We start from the raw sequence: 12,668 nt of genomic DNA on the forward strand, positions 1-12,668 counted from the left end.
AACACCGGTTGCAGCAGAATCGGCTGCAACACCCTGTATATCGGCTTTTCAAATCAGGATTTACGGCCCGCCGCTCGCGCAAAGCGGCAGGCCAGAGCGGTTTCAGGCGCGCTTTTTGTGCTGTGCGACCGGTTGCTGGGCCAGGCGTGCGAACAGGTCCTTGGGGTCGGCCAGGTCCGGCACCAGTTCCAGCTCGCTGCCCACGTCCAGGGCCTTGGCCACATCCAGCACATAACGCAGGGCCGAGTAGTCTTCGAGGGCAAAACCCACCGAGTCGAACAGGGTGACCTGGCGCGCGTTTTCCCGGCCCGGCTTCTGGCCGTTGATCACTTGCCACAGCTCGGTGACCGGCGAGTCCTCGGGCATATGCTGGATTTCGCCTTCGATACGGCTTTGTGGTTCGTACTCGACGATCACCCGCGCGCGCTCGACAATGCGCCGGTCCAGCTCGGTCTTGCCGGGGCAGTCGCCGCCGACGGCATTGAGGTGCATGCCGGGCTCGATCATGTTGTCGGTAAGGATGGTGGCGTAGGCCTTGTCGGCAGTGACGGTGGTGACGATATCGGCACCTTTCACCGCCTCGGCAACGCTTGCGGCCAGGGTCACTTTGATCGCCGGGAAAGCCTTGAGGTTGTTCGCCAGCTTGTGCATGGCCTTGGAATCGATATCGAACAGGCGGATCTCATTGATGCCCAGCAAGGCATGGAACGCCAGGGCCTGGAATTCACTTTGCGAGCCATTGCCGATCAACGCCATGCTGCGGCTGTTGTCCCGTGCCAGGTAGCGCGCGACCAGGGCCGAAGTGGCGGCAGTGCGGATCGCGGTGGTCAGGGTCATCTCGCTGAGCAGCACCGGCTTGCCGGTGTCCACATCCCCCAGGGCGCCGAACGCCATGACCGTGAGCATGCCGCTCTGGGTATTTTTCGGGTGGCCGTTGACGTATTTGAAGGCATACAGCGAAGCATCCGAGACCGGCATCAGCTCGATCACACCCTCGGGCGAGTGGTTGGCCAGGCGCGCGCATTTTTCGAAGTCATTCCAGCGCAGGTAGTCGGCGCGGATGTACTCGGCCATCTCCGTGATGCAGGTTTGCAGGCCTTTTTGCGATACCAGGTAGCTGAGGTCGTTGACGTCGATATAACGGGTCATGGAAAAACTCCTTATTGGAATGAGGCGCGGGCCGGAAGATGCACTTCGGCCAACATGCAGCGGGCACTGCCGCCACCGATGCGTTCGATGTTGTCGATGTTCACCACGACTGGGTGGGTGTGGCGCTCCACATGCTGGCGCTGCGCCGGCTTGAGCGAGTGCCAGGCGCTGGCGGACATCACCAGCAGCGGCTGGCCGTCGCGGTCGTGGAGTTCCAGCATGTTGCCGGCGAAGGCTTCCAACTGGTCGAAGTCCAGGGCCAGGATGTCTTTGCCGGTGTCGCGCAGGGAGCGTTCCAGGCCTTGGCGTTCGTGGGCTTCGGGCAGCGCGTCCAGGCACACCACCGACAGGTCGCGGCCGACGCTCATCATCACGTTGCTGTGGTAGATCGGTGCGTGATGGCGGTCGACGGCGTGGAAGGCGCAGACCTGATAGTCCAGGCGCTCGGCGAACTGGCGCAGCGCATCGCGATGGGTGCGCCCGGAGTGACAGGCGTAGCTGATGCGGTGCTGGCGGTCGAGGACCATGCTGCCGGTGCCTTCGAGGAACATGTTCTGTTGTTCCAGGTGGCTGAAATCGATGGTGTGCTTGATCGCGAAGCGCTGTTCCAGCACTTGCAGCACACCTTTGTTGCGTTCCAGGCGACGGTTCTGGCCTTCCATCGGGTACAGCACCAGGCTGCCGTCGGCGTGGCTGCTCCACCAGTTGTTGGGGAAGATCGAATCCGGGGTATGGGGTGCGGGCGTGTCCTGCACCACCAACACTTCCACGCCATGCTCGCGCAGGGTGGCGACGTAACCGTCGAACTCTTGCAGCGCTTTGTGCTGTGCGGCCACCGGGTCGACGGGCGCGCGCTGGAAGCGGTTGTTGATCGCGGTGTCCGGGTTAAAGGCAAAGTGCGCCGGGCGGATCATCAGGACGGTATTGGTGGTTTGCATGGGGGCACGGGTCCATGGGGTTGGGCATTGCGGCTATTTTGTGCGCTCTGGCCGCAGAATCCCGGCTGAAACAGGGGAGCGGCCCAGCCGGGAAAGCTGAAAAGAGGGGTGTGGCAGCCGAATCGGCTGTCAGGGGCGCTCAAACCTGTAGGAGCCGGCTTTTGTGGGAGCTGGCTTGCCTGCGATAGCATCACCGCGGTGTGGCGGACACACCGAGGTGCCTGCATCGCGGGCAAGCCCGGCTCCCACACAAGCCCACACATGGGTATTGTGGTGGCTGTCATAACGCTGCCCGTCAGGAGGAGTCATGTCTACCGCCGTCCGCCTCGCCCAACCCACCGATGCCGAAGGCATCAGCCAAGTCATCCTGGCGGCCCTGCACAGCAGCAACGCCGGCGACTACCCGGCGGACGTGATTGCGCGGGTGGCGAGCAACTTCACGCCAGAGGCGGTGCTGCAATTGCTCACGCGGCGTACCGTGCTGGTTGCCCTCCAGGATCAGGCAATCGTCGCTACCGCCGCCTTGGACGCCAATGTGGTGCGTTCGGTGTTCGTCAACCCGGCGTTGCAAGGGCAGGGCATCGGCCGCCAACTGATGGTCGATATCGAACAGCGGGCCCGTGAGGCTGGGGTCACGGTATTGAGCGTACCGTCGTCCCTCACCGCCGAGCCGTTTTATACCAAGCTGGGGTTCCAGACCGTGCGCGATGTGTACCACGGCAACGAGCGCACCCTGGTGATGGAGAAGGTATTGTCGTCCCGCCACCCCATCGGGATTTACCGCGACCGCCTGCATCGTGCCCAGGTAGCGGCGCTCTGGCAGTTGGCGTTTGGCTACGACACCCCGCATAACCGGCCGGAACTGGCGATTGATAGAAAGCTTGCGGTGGAGGACGGGCTGTTTTTTGTCGCCACCCACGGCAAGACCGTGATCGGCACCTTGATGGCAGGCTACGACGGGCATCGTGGTTGGTTGTATTCGGTGGCCGTGCATCCGGACTATCGCCGGCAAGGCCTGGGCGCGTCGCTGGTGCGCCATGGGGAACAGGCGTTGATCGCCCTGGGCTGCCTGAAGATCAACCTGCAGATCAATCTGGGCAACGAGACAGTGGTGGGGTTCTACGAGGCGCTGGGGTATGGCGTGGAGCCGAGGATCAGCATGGGCAAGAAGATTGCGCAGAACCTGCCAAAATCCTGAAACCACCGCAAAACAAATGTGGGAGCTGGCTTGCCTGCGATAGCGATATGTCAGTCACCAATGCGTTGACTGACATATCGCTATCGCAGGCAAGCCAGCTCCCACACAAGCCAGCGCCTACAATCAGGGTCGGCTTAGACCTTGACGATCCAGCCGGCCGGCGCTTCAACGTCGCCGGACTGCACGCCAGTCAGCTCTTTGTAGAGCTTCTGGGTCACCGGGCCGACGTCTTTTTCGCTGTAGAACACGTGCAGCTTGTCTTTGTACTCGATCCCGCCGATCGGCGTGATCACCGCTGCGGTACCGCAGGCGCCGGCTTCCTTGAAGTCTGCCAGTTTGTCGATCAGCACGTCGCCTTCGACCACTTCCAGGCCCAGGCGGGTCTTGGCCAGTTCGATCAGCGACAGGCGGGTGATGCCCGGCAGCACCGATGGCGAGTTCGGGGTGACGAACTTGTTGTCGTGGGTGATCCCGAAGAAGTTGGCCGAACCGACTTCTTCGATTTTCGAGTGGGTGGCCGGGTCCAGGTAGATGCAGTCGGCAAAGTTGGCTTTTTTCGCCAGGGAGCCGGGCATCAGGCTGGCCGCATAGTTGCCACCGACCTTGGCGGCACCGGTGCCGTTCGGCGCGGCGCGGTCGTAGCCGGAGATCAGGAAGTTGTGCGGGGTCAGGCCGCCTTTGAAGTAGGCGCCGACCGGGATGCAGAAGATCGAGAAGATGAACTCGGGCGCGGTACGCACGCCGATGTTGTCACCGGTGCCGATCACGAACGGGCGCAGGTACAGCGCGCCGCCGGTGCCGTACGGCGGGATGAAACGCTCGTTGGCGCGGACCACTTCCTTGCACGCCTCGATGAAGGCTTCGGTCGGCACTTGCGGCATCAGCAGGCGGGCGCAGCTGCGTTGCATGCGGGCGGCGTTCTGGTCCGGGCGGAACAGGTTGATCGAACCGTCCTTGCAGCGATAGGCCTTCAGGCCCTCAAAACACTGCTGGCCATAGTGCAGGGCGGTGGAGCCCTCGCTGATGTGCAGCACGTTGTCTTCGGTCAGGGTGCCTTCTTGCCAGGCGCCGTCTTTCCAGGTCTGGAGGAAACGCTTGTCGGTCTTGATGTAGTCAAAACCCAATTTGTCCCAATTGATGCTTTCGTTACCCATGACACCCTCTATCTTTTTTCAACCGCCTGGTCGAAGGCAGGCTTTCGGTTTATTTCTGGATGGGCGCAACAATACTTCATTCTTGGCCTGTGTGGGAGCGGGTGGGGGGACCATTGAGCATCTGTTTTGGCTGATCCACCGCTATCGCCGGCAAGCCGGCTCCTACATTTGGTCGGCGTAACGCGCTCGATTGTAGGAGCCGGCTTGCCGGCGATAGCATCACCACGGTTTTACAGGTGCAGGGCATGCCCCAACGCCCGCAGCGCCGCTTCCTGCACCGCTTCACCCAGGGTCGGGTGGGCATGAATGGTGCCCGCCACATCCTCCAGGCGTGCACCCATTTCCAGGCTCAGGCCAAAGGCCGTGGACAGCTCGGACACGCCGACCCCCACCGCCTGCCAGCCGACAATCAGGTGATTGTCGCGACGTGCCACCACCCGCACGAAGCCGGTCTTGGACTCCAGGGTCATGGCCCGGCCATTGGCCGCAAACGGAAAGCTCGAGACGATACAGTCCAGGCCTGCGGCCTTGGCTTCGTCCGGGGTCTTGCCGACCACCACCAGTTCCGGGTCGGTAAAGCACACCGCCGGGATCGCCGCCGGGTTGAATTCGCGGGATTTACCGCTGATCAGCTCGGCCACCATCTCGCCCTGGGCCATGGCCCGGTGTGCCAGCATCGGCTCGCCGCTCAGGTCGCCGATGGCCCATACGTTGCGCATGCTGGTCTGGCAGCGGCTGTCGATCTTGATCGCCGCGCCATTCATCGCCAGGTTCAAGGCTTCCAGGTTCCAGCCCTGGGTGTTGGGTTTGCGACCAACGGCGACCAGTACCTGATCGGTCTCCAGGGCCAGGGTGTCGCCCTCCGGATCGCGTACTTGCAGGCTGCCGCCTTCAAAGCCAGTCACGCTGTGCTTGAGGTACAACTTGACCCCCAATTGCTTGAGGGATTCGGCCACCGGTTGCGTCAGCTCGGCGTCGTAGGCTGGCAGGATGCGGTCCTGGGCTTCGACCACGCTGACCTCGGCACCGAGCTTGCGATAGGCAATCCCCAGTTCCAGGCCGATGTAACCGCCACCGACCACGATCAAGCGTTTTGGCACACGGCTCGGCGCCAGGGCTTCGGTGGACGAGATGATCGGCCCGCCAATCGGCAGCATCGGCAGGTCGACGCTTTTCGAGCCAGTGGCCAGCAGCAGGTGCTCGCACTGGATACGTTGGTCGCCCACGTCCACGGTCTTGCCGTCGACGATCTTGGCCCAGCCGTGGATCACCTGCACTTTGTGCTTTTTCAGCAGGGCGGCAACCCCGGTGGTCAGGCGGTCGACGATTCCGTCTTTCCACTCGACGCTCTTGCGGATGTCCAGGGTTGGCACATCCACGTCGATACCCAGGGCCGAACCCTGGCTCAGGTGCACGGTTTGCTGGAACTGTTCGGCGACGTGGATCAGCGCCTTGGACGGAATGCAGCCGATATTCAGGCAGGTGCCGCCCAACGCCTGGCCTTCTACCAGGATGGTCGGGATGCCCAGTTGGCCGGCGCGAATCGCCGCCACATAACCGCCGGGGCCGCCGCCGATAATCAGCAGGGTGGTCTGTAATGTCTGAGTCATGCCCTTACTCCAGGAACAGGCTGGCGGGTTGTTCGAGCAGGCCACGGATGGCCTGGATGAATTGCGCCGCGTCCATGCCATCGACCACCCGGTGATCGAAGGAGCTGGAGAGGTTCATCATCTTGCGGATCACGATCTGCCCCTTGATCACCATTGGCCGCTCGACGATGCGGTTGACACCCACGATCGCCACTTCCGGCAGGTTCAGCACCGGGGTGCTGACAATCCCGCCCAACGCGCCGAGGCTGGTCAGGGTGATGGTCGAGCCCGAGAGCTCGTCACGACTGGCCTTGCCATTGCGCGCGGCAGTGGCCAGGCGAGTGATTTCTTCGGCGGTGCCCCACAGGCTGCGGGCCTCGGCGTGACGCACCACCGGCACCATCAGGCCGACATCGCTCTGGGTGGCAACGCCCACATGCACCGCGCCAAGGCGGGTGATGACTTGGGCTTCGTCGTCATAACGCGCGTTGATCTGCGGGAAATCGCGCAAGGCCACGACCATCGCGCGCACCAGGAACGGCAACAACGTCAGCTTGCCGCGGCTGGCGCCATGTTTTTCATTGAGGTGTACGCGCAAGTCGTCCAGGGCCGTCACGTCGATCTCTTCGACGTAGCTGAAATGCGCAGCGCGGCGCGTGGCATCCTGCATGCGCTGGGCGATCTTGCGGCGCATGCCGATCACCGGGATCTGCTCTTCGTCGTTGCGCTCGGCATACGGGTTGGCGCCGACCGAGGCGCGGGTGTTGCCCTGTTGCAGATAGGCATCGAGGTCTTCATGCAGAATGCGCCCGGCCGGGCCCGAGCCCTGCACCAGACGCAGCTGGATCCCGGCGTCCAGCGCGTGCTTGCGCACGGCGGGGGAGGCCAGCGGGCGCTCATTGGCGTCCCGGGCCACCGGAGCCTGGGCCGCTACCACCGGCTTGGCGGCCGGTTTGCTTTCAGCCACCGGCGCCTTGATTTCGGCTTTCGGGGCCGGCGCGGCTTCTTCAACCACGGCCGACAACGCCGACTCCCGGGTATTGCCCGCGCCTTCGACTTCAATGCTGATCAGGATACTGCCCACCGCCATGACTTCACCCGGCTCACCGCCCAGTGATATCACCTTGCCATGGACCGGCGAGGGAATATCCACCATCGCCTTGTCGGTCATCACATCCGCCAGCACCTGGTCTTCCACGACCATGTCGCCGACCTTGACGTGCCAGACCGACAATTCCACTTCTGCGATGCCTTCGCCAATGTCCGGCATCTTGATAACGTGCGTGCCCATTCAGACCTCCATGACCCGTTGCAAAGCCGCGCCCACACGGGTCGGGCCAGGGAAATACGCCCACTCTTGTGCGTGAGGGTAGGGGGTGTCCCAACCGGTCACACGCTCGATAGGCGCTTCCAGGTAATGGAAGCAGTGCTCTTGCACCAAAGACACCAACTCGGCACCAAAACCGCAGGTACGGGTGGCTTCATGCACCACCACGCAACGGCCGGTTTTTTTCACCGACTTGACGATGGTTTCCAGGTCCAGCGGCCACAGGCTGCGCAGGTCGATGACTTCGGCATCGATCCCGGTTTCTTCGGCGGCCACTTGTGACACATAAACAGTGGTGCCGTAGGTCAGCACCGTGACGGCCGAGCCTGGGCGCACGATGGCGGCTACATCCAGCGGTACGGTGTAGTAACCGTCCGGCACCTGGGCTTGCGGGTGCTTGGACCACGGGGTCACCGGGCGGTCGTGGTGGCCGTCGAACGGGCCGTTGTACAGGCGCTTGGGCTCGAGGAAGATCACCGGGTCATCGTTTTCGATGGAGGCGATCAGCAGGCCCTTGGCGTCATAGGGGTTGGACGGCATCACCGTGCGCAGGCCGCAGACCTGGGTGAACACCGCTTCGATACTCTGGCTGTGAGTCTGCCCACCGTAGATGCCGCCGCCGCAAGGCATGCGCATGGTCAACGGCGCGGTGAACTGGCCAGCCGAGCGGTAACGCAGGCGCGCCGCTTCCGAGATGATCTGGTCGGTGGCCGGGTACACGTAGTCGGCGAACTGAATCTCGGCCACCGGGCGCAGGCCATAGGCGCCCATGCCCACGGCCACGCCGACGATGCCGCTTTCGGAGATCGGTGCGTCAAACACCCGCGAGGTGCCGTACTTGGTCTGCAAGCCTTCGGTGCAACGGAACACGCCGCCGAAGTAACCGACGTCCTGGCCGAACACCACCACATTGTCGTCGCGCTCAAGCATCACATCCATGGCCGAGCGCAGGGCCTGGATCATGGTCATGGTGGTCGTGGTCATGGCGGTTTCCAGCTCGATTTTATTGTTGTGATCGTTCATGTCAGATCCCCAACTCTTGACGCTGGCGCTTCAAGTGCTCCGGCATCTCTTTATAAACGTCTTCGAACATGCTCGCGGCGCTTGGAATCTGGCCACCGGCCAGGGTGCCGTACTGTTCGGCTTCTTTCTGCGCGCTGAGCACTTCGGCCTCCAGCTGTGCACTGACCGTGGCGTGTTCCTCTTCGGACCACTGGCCAATCTTGATCAGGTGCTGCTTGAGGCGGGCAATCGGGTCGCCCAGGGGGAAGTGGCTCCAGTCATCGGCAGGCCGGTATTTGGACGGGTCATCGGAGGTGGAGTGCGGGCCGGCGCGGTAGGTGACCCATTCGATCAGGGTCGGGCCGAGGTTGCGGCGAGCGCGTTCGGCAGCCCAGGCAGAGGCGGCGTACACCGCGATGAAGTCGTTGCCGTCGACCCGCAGGGAGGCGATGCCGCAGCCCACGCCGCGTCCGGCGAAGGTGGTGGCTTCACCACCGGCGATGGCCTGGAAGGTGGAAATCGCCCACTGGTTGTTGACCACGTTGAGGATCACCGGCGCGCGGTACACGTGGGCGAAGGTCAGGGCGGTGTGGAAGTCTGATTCAGCGGTGGCGCCATCGCCAATCCACGCCGAGGCGATCTTGGTATCGCCCTTGATCGCCGAGGCCATGCCCCAGCCCACGCCCTGTACGAATTGGGTGGCGAGGTTGCCGGAAATGGTGAAGAAGCCATAGTCCTTGACCGAATACATGATCGGCAACTGGCGGCCCTTGAGCGGGTCGCGCTCGTTGGACAGCAGTTGGCAGATCAGGTCGACCAGCGGCACTTCGCGGGCCATCAGGATGCTTTGCTGGCGGTAGGTGGGGAAGCACATGTCGTCGATGTTCAAGGCCAGGGCCTGGGCGCTGCCGATGGCTTCTTCGCCAAGGCTTTGCATGTAGAACGACATCTTTTTCTGACGCTGGGCGACCACCATGCGGTTGTCGAAGATCCGCGTCTTGAGCATGGCACGCATGCCACGGCGCAAAATCTCTACCGGCACACCTTCAGCCCATGGGCCCAGGGCCTGGCCCTGGTCGTCGAGCACGCGGATCAGGCCCTTGGCCAGGTCGGCGGTGTCGGCGGGTTCTACGTCTACGGCGGGTTTGCGCACCGTACCGGCGTCGGTCAGGCGCAGGTAGGTAAAGTCGGTCTTGCAACCAGGACGGCCCGAGGGTTCGGGAACGTGCAGGCGCAGCGGTTCGTAATGCTGGGTCATGGCTTTCTACGCTCGATCTTGTGAATTTCTTGTAGTGGGCGCGCTTAGCTGACAGTCATTCCTCGGGTAGGAGAAATCTTGTCCTACAACAATCATAGGCCGGGCCGCGGAGAATATTTATCTCTGTTTGGTTGCGCCTGAGATCATTTGAGGATAAAAAATCTGCATAAACATAATAAACAGGTGGTTTTGTCTCATGCGCAAGCTGGACCGTATCGATATCGGGATTCTCAACAGCCTCCAGGAGAACGCCCGCATCACCAACGCCGACCTCGCACGCTCGGTCAACCTGTCGCCTACGCCGTGTTTCAACCGGGTCAAGGCGATGGAGGAATTGGGCTTGATCCGTGACCAGGTCACGCTGCTGGATGCCGATTTGCTGGGGCTGCACGTCAACGTGTTTATCCACGTCAGCCTCGAGAAACAGAACGAGGAAGCCCTGCAGCAGTTCGAGGGCGCGATTTCCGACCGGCCGGAGGTGATGGAGTGCTACCTGATGGCCGGCGACCCGGACTACCTGATCCGGGTGCTGGTGCCGACCATCCAGTCGCTGGAGCGCTTTATGATGGATTTCCTGACCAAGGTGCCGGGGGTGGCGAACATCCGCTCCAGCTTTGCGCTCAAGCAGGTGCGCTACAAGACGGCGCTGCCTCTGCCGGCCAATGGCATCAACCTGGGCTCCTGACGCAAACCGTTGTAGGAGCCGGCTTGCCGGCGATGACGGTGGATCAGGCAGGCCACCATCGCCGGCAAGCCAGCTCCTGCATCAAAGCTGGTTGAGGGGGATCTTCAGGTAGGTCACGCCATTGTCTTCCGCCGGCGGCATATTGCCCGCCCGCACATTCACCTGGATCGCCGGCAGCAACAGGGTCGGCATTCCAAGCCCGGCGTCGCGCTGGGTGCGCATCTGCACAAACGCCGCCTCGTCCACCCCGTCATGCACATGAATATTGCCCGCGCGCTGTTCGGCCACGGTGGTCAGGCATTTGGCCGCGCGGCCTTCAGGCGGATAGTCGTGGCACACATACAGGCGCGTCTCGCCGGGAAAGGCCAGCAACGTGCGCATCGAGGCATATAACTGGCGTGCATCGCCGCCGGGGAAGTCGCAGCGGGCGGTGCCGACGTCAGGCATGAACAGGGTGTCGCCCACCAGGATCATCTGGTCGTCGATCAGGTAGGCCATGTCCGCCGGAGTGTGCCCAGGCACGTGCAGGGCCTGGGCCTTGAGGTTGCCGATGTGGAAGATCTCGTCGGGAGCAAACAGATGGTCGAACTGCGACCCGTCGGCCCGGAACTCCGGCTCCAGGTTGAACAGGTTCTTGAACACATCCTGGACTTTGCTGATGGACTGGCCAATTGCAATCTTGCCGCCCAATTGCCGGCGCAGGTAGGGCGCGGCGGACAGGTGATCGGCGTGGGCGTGGGTTTCCAGCAGCCATTGCACCTTTAGGCCTCGTTCACGGACGAAGGCGATCACCTGGTCGGCCTGGGTCGTGTCGGTACGCCCCGAGGCCGGGTCGTAGTTGAGCACTGAATCGACGATGGCACAGGGGCTGCCGGGCGTTTCATAGACGACGTAGGTGTAGGTTGACGATGCCTCGTCCAGAAAGGATTGAATCAACGCGGGCATGACGGTGTCCTGGGTAGCTGATAGCAGCTTACATTCGAGGTGATTTCCACATAGGCTTGCGAGCTTAGTGAAACAAACGACCCGAAGCAAAGGATCGATTCTGAATGGGGCGTGACGCCAAACGGCAACGACCCTTGTGTGCATTGTTGAAATAAGAAAGGCCAGGACTATGAACGACCAACACTGGGGACCGACCATCAGTGGCGACATCGTGGTCATCGGCGGCGGCTCGGCAGGCATCGGCCTGCTGGCCAGCCTGCTCAAGCGCGACCCGCAACTCAATATCATCCTGATCGAACCCAGCGCCGAACATTACTACCAGCCCGCCTGGACCCTGGTGGGCGGCGGCGCCCATGACATCCGCAAGACCATGCGCCCCATGGCCCGGGTATTGCCCGATGGCGTGACCTGGGTGCAGGCGGCGGTCAGCCAGTTGCTGCCCGACGAACAGGCCCTGGTGCTCGACAGCGGCCAGCGCGTGACGTGGAACAACCTCGTCGTCTGCCCCGGCCTGCGCCTGGCCTGGGAGAAAATCGAAGGCCTGGAGCAGACCCTGGGCCAGAACGGCGTCACCTCCAACTACAGCTACCAGCACGCGCCCTACACCTGGCAACTGGTGCAGCAGCTCAAGGGTGGCAAGGCGATCTTTACCCAGCCGGCCATGCCGATCAAATGCGCCGGCGCGCCGCAAAAGGCCATGTACCTGTCTTGCGATCATTGGCTCAAGCAGGGTGACCTGAACAACATCGACGTCGAATTCAACCTGGCCGGTGCCGCGCTGTTTGGTGTGGCGACCTTTGTGCCGCCGTTGATGAACTATGTCGAGAAATACGGCGCGCAGTTGGCCTTCAACTCCAACCTGATCAAGGTTGATGGCCCGGCGCGCAAGGCCTGGTTCGAGGTCAAGGACGGCGCAGGCAACATCAGCATCGAGGAGAAATCCTTCGACATGCTGCACGTCGTGCCGCCACAAGTGGCCCCGGATTTTATCCGCCACAGCCCACTGGCCGACGCCGTTGGCTGGTGCGAGGTCGACCCCCACAGCCTGCAACAGGTACGTTACCCGCACATCTTCGCCCTGGGCGACGTGTGCTCCACCAGCAATGCCAAGACGGCCGCCGCGGTGCGCAAGCAAATCGTGGTGGTGGCCGAGAACCTGCTGGCCCTGCGCAAACAGGCGCCGTTGCCGCTCAAGTACGACGGTTATGGCTCCTGCCCACTGACGGTGGAGAAGGGCAAGGTGGTGCTGGCCGAGTTCGGTTATGGCGGCCGATTGCTGCCGACCTTTGCCCTCGACCCTACCGTGGCGCGGCGTTCGGCGTGGTTCTTGAAGGCGACGCTGCTGCCGTGGTTCTACTGGAACGGCATGCTCAAGGGCCGCGAATGGCTGACCCGTCTGGCCAAGGTGGAGTGAGAGAACCCT

At 62.7% G+C, this 12,668-nt stretch carries 11 protein-coding genes; 3 read left to right on the forward strand and 8 right to left on the reverse strand.

Annotation, left to right across the window (positions count from 1 at the left end; all coding sequences use genetic code 11):
- Positions 1-102: 102 nt before the first annotated feature.
- Positions 103-1,149, reverse strand: a complete 1,047-nt coding sequence (locus tag HBO11_RS03495) for an ornithine cyclodeaminase (RefSeq protein ID WP_169956143.1) — start codon at positions 1,147-1,149, stop codon at positions 103-105.
- 11 nt (positions 1,150-1,160) lie between these two features.
- A complete protein-coding gene (locus HBO11_RS03500) occupies positions 1,161-2,087 on the reverse strand; it encodes an arginine deiminase-related protein (RefSeq protein WP_169956141.1) in 927 nt (308 codons plus the stop codon).
- A 307-nt stretch (positions 2,088-2,394) separates the two neighbouring features.
- On the opposite strand from HBO11_RS03500, the gene HBO11_RS03505 reads away from it, so the two are divergent.
- Positions 2,395-3,285: a GNAT family acetyltransferase gene (locus HBO11_RS03505; RefSeq protein WP_169956139.1), complete on the forward strand. Its 891-nt coding sequence runs from the start codon at positions 2,395-2,397 to the stop codon at positions 3,283-3,285.
- A gap of 134 nt (positions 3,286-3,419) precedes the next feature.
- Here the strand turns inward: HBO11_RS03505 and HBO11_RS03510 are convergent, their stop codons facing one another.
- The 5 genes from HBO11_RS03510 to HBO11_RS03530 all read right to left on the reverse strand — a co-directional run bounded on the left by HBO11_RS03510 (position 3,420) and on the right by HBO11_RS03530 (position 9,615).
- A complete protein-coding gene (locus HBO11_RS03510) occupies positions 3,420-4,439 on the reverse strand; it encodes a branched-chain amino acid aminotransferase (RefSeq protein WP_169956137.1) in 1,020 nt (339 codons plus the stop codon).
- Between the two features lie 230 nt (positions 4,440-4,669).
- The gene (gene lpdA, locus HBO11_RS03515; protein WP_169956135.1) at positions 4,670-6,049 is read right to left on the reverse strand and encodes a dihydrolipoyl dehydrogenase; all 1,380 of its coding nucleotides are present in this window, start codon (positions 6,047-6,049) and stop codon (positions 4,670-4,672) included.
- A gap of 4 nt (positions 6,050-6,053) precedes the next feature.
- Positions 6,054-7,319: a dihydrolipoamide acetyltransferase family protein gene (locus tag HBO11_RS03520; protein WP_169956133.1), complete on the reverse strand. Its 1,266-nt coding sequence runs from the start codon at positions 7,317-7,319 to the stop codon at positions 6,054-6,056.
- Entirely contained in the window at positions 7,320-8,378 is a 1,059-nt protein-coding gene (locus HBO11_RS03525) for an alpha-ketoacid dehydrogenase subunit beta (protein WP_029296529.1), read from the reverse strand.
- Between the two features lies 1 nt (position 8,379).
- Positions 8,380-9,615, reverse strand: a complete 1,236-nt coding sequence (locus HBO11_RS03530) for a 3-methyl-2-oxobutanoate dehydrogenase (2-methylpropanoyl-transferring) subunit alpha (protein WP_169956131.1) — start codon at positions 9,613-9,615, stop codon at positions 8,380-8,382.
- A gap of 196 nt (positions 9,616-9,811) precedes the next feature.
- On the opposite strand from HBO11_RS03530, the gene bkdR reads away from it, so the two are divergent.
- Complete coding sequence (gene bkdR / locus HBO11_RS03535; RefSeq protein ID WP_169956129.1) at positions 9,812-10,300, forward strand: Bkd operon transcriptional regulator BkdR; 489 nt, start codon at positions 9,812-9,814, stop codon at positions 10,298-10,300.
- 81 nt (positions 10,301-10,381) lie between these two features.
- Here bkdR and HBO11_RS03540 read toward each other — a convergent pair whose 3' ends face one another.
- Positions 10,382-11,245 carry an MBL fold metallo-hydrolase gene (locus tag HBO11_RS03540; RefSeq protein ID WP_169956128.1) on the reverse strand — a complete coding sequence of 288 codons (864 nt, stop codon included), beginning with the start codon at positions 11,243-11,245 and terminating at the stop codon, positions 10,382-10,384.
- A 169-nt stretch (positions 11,246-11,414) separates the two neighbouring features.
- Between HBO11_RS03540 and HBO11_RS03545 the strand changes: the two genes are divergently transcribed.
- Positions 11,415-12,659, forward strand: a complete 1,245-nt coding sequence (locus HBO11_RS03545; RefSeq protein WP_169956126.1) for an FAD/NAD(P)-binding oxidoreductase — start codon at positions 11,415-11,417, stop codon at positions 12,657-12,659.
- Positions 12,660-12,668 lie beyond the last annotated feature (9 nt).

Source organism: Pseudomonas sp. WS 5010, from assembly GCF_012985565.1.
In the GTDB taxonomy this organism is placed as follows: Bacteria; Pseudomonadota; Gammaproteobacteria; order Pseudomonadales; family Pseudomonadaceae; genus Aquipseudomonas.

Coding starts and splice junctions, on each gene's coding strand:
- HBO11_RS03525 (WP_029296529.1), bottom strand. CDS start 8,378: ATGAACGATCACAACAATAAAATCGAGCTGGAAACCGCCATGACCACG.
- lpdA (WP_169956135.1), bottom strand. CDS start 6,049: ATGACTCAGACATTACAGACCACCCTGCTGATTATCGGCGGCGGCCCC.
- HBO11_RS03500 (WP_169956141.1), bottom strand. CDS start 2,087: ATGCAAACCACCAATACCGTCCTGATGATCCGCCCGGCGCACTTTGCC.
- HBO11_RS03545 (WP_169956126.1), top strand. CDS start 11,415: ATGAACGACCAACACTGGGGACCGACCATCAGTGGCGACATCGTGGTC.
- HBO11_RS03540 (WP_169956128.1), bottom strand. CDS start 11,245: ATGCCCGCGTTGATTCAATCCTTTCTGGACGAGGCATCGTCAACCTAC.
- bkdR (WP_169956129.1), top strand. CDS start 9,812: ATGCGCAAGCTGGACCGTATCGATATCGGGATTCTCAACAGCCTCCAG.
- HBO11_RS03505 (WP_169956139.1), top strand. CDS start 2,395: ATGTCTACCGCCGTCCGCCTCGCCCAACCCACCGATGCCGAAGGCATC.
- HBO11_RS03520 (WP_169956133.1), bottom strand. CDS start 7,319: ATGGGCACGCACGTTATCAAGATGCCGGACATTGGCGAAGGCATCGCA.
- HBO11_RS03530 (WP_169956131.1), bottom strand. CDS start 9,615: ATGACCCAGCATTACGAACCGCTGCGCCTGCACGTTCCCGAACCCTCG.
- HBO11_RS03510 (WP_169956137.1), bottom strand. CDS start 4,439: ATGGGTAACGAAAGCATCAATTGGGACAAATTGGGTTTTGACTACATC.
- HBO11_RS03495 (WP_169956143.1), bottom strand. CDS start 1,149: ATGACCCGTTATATCGACGTCAACGACCTCAGCTACCTGGTATCGCAA.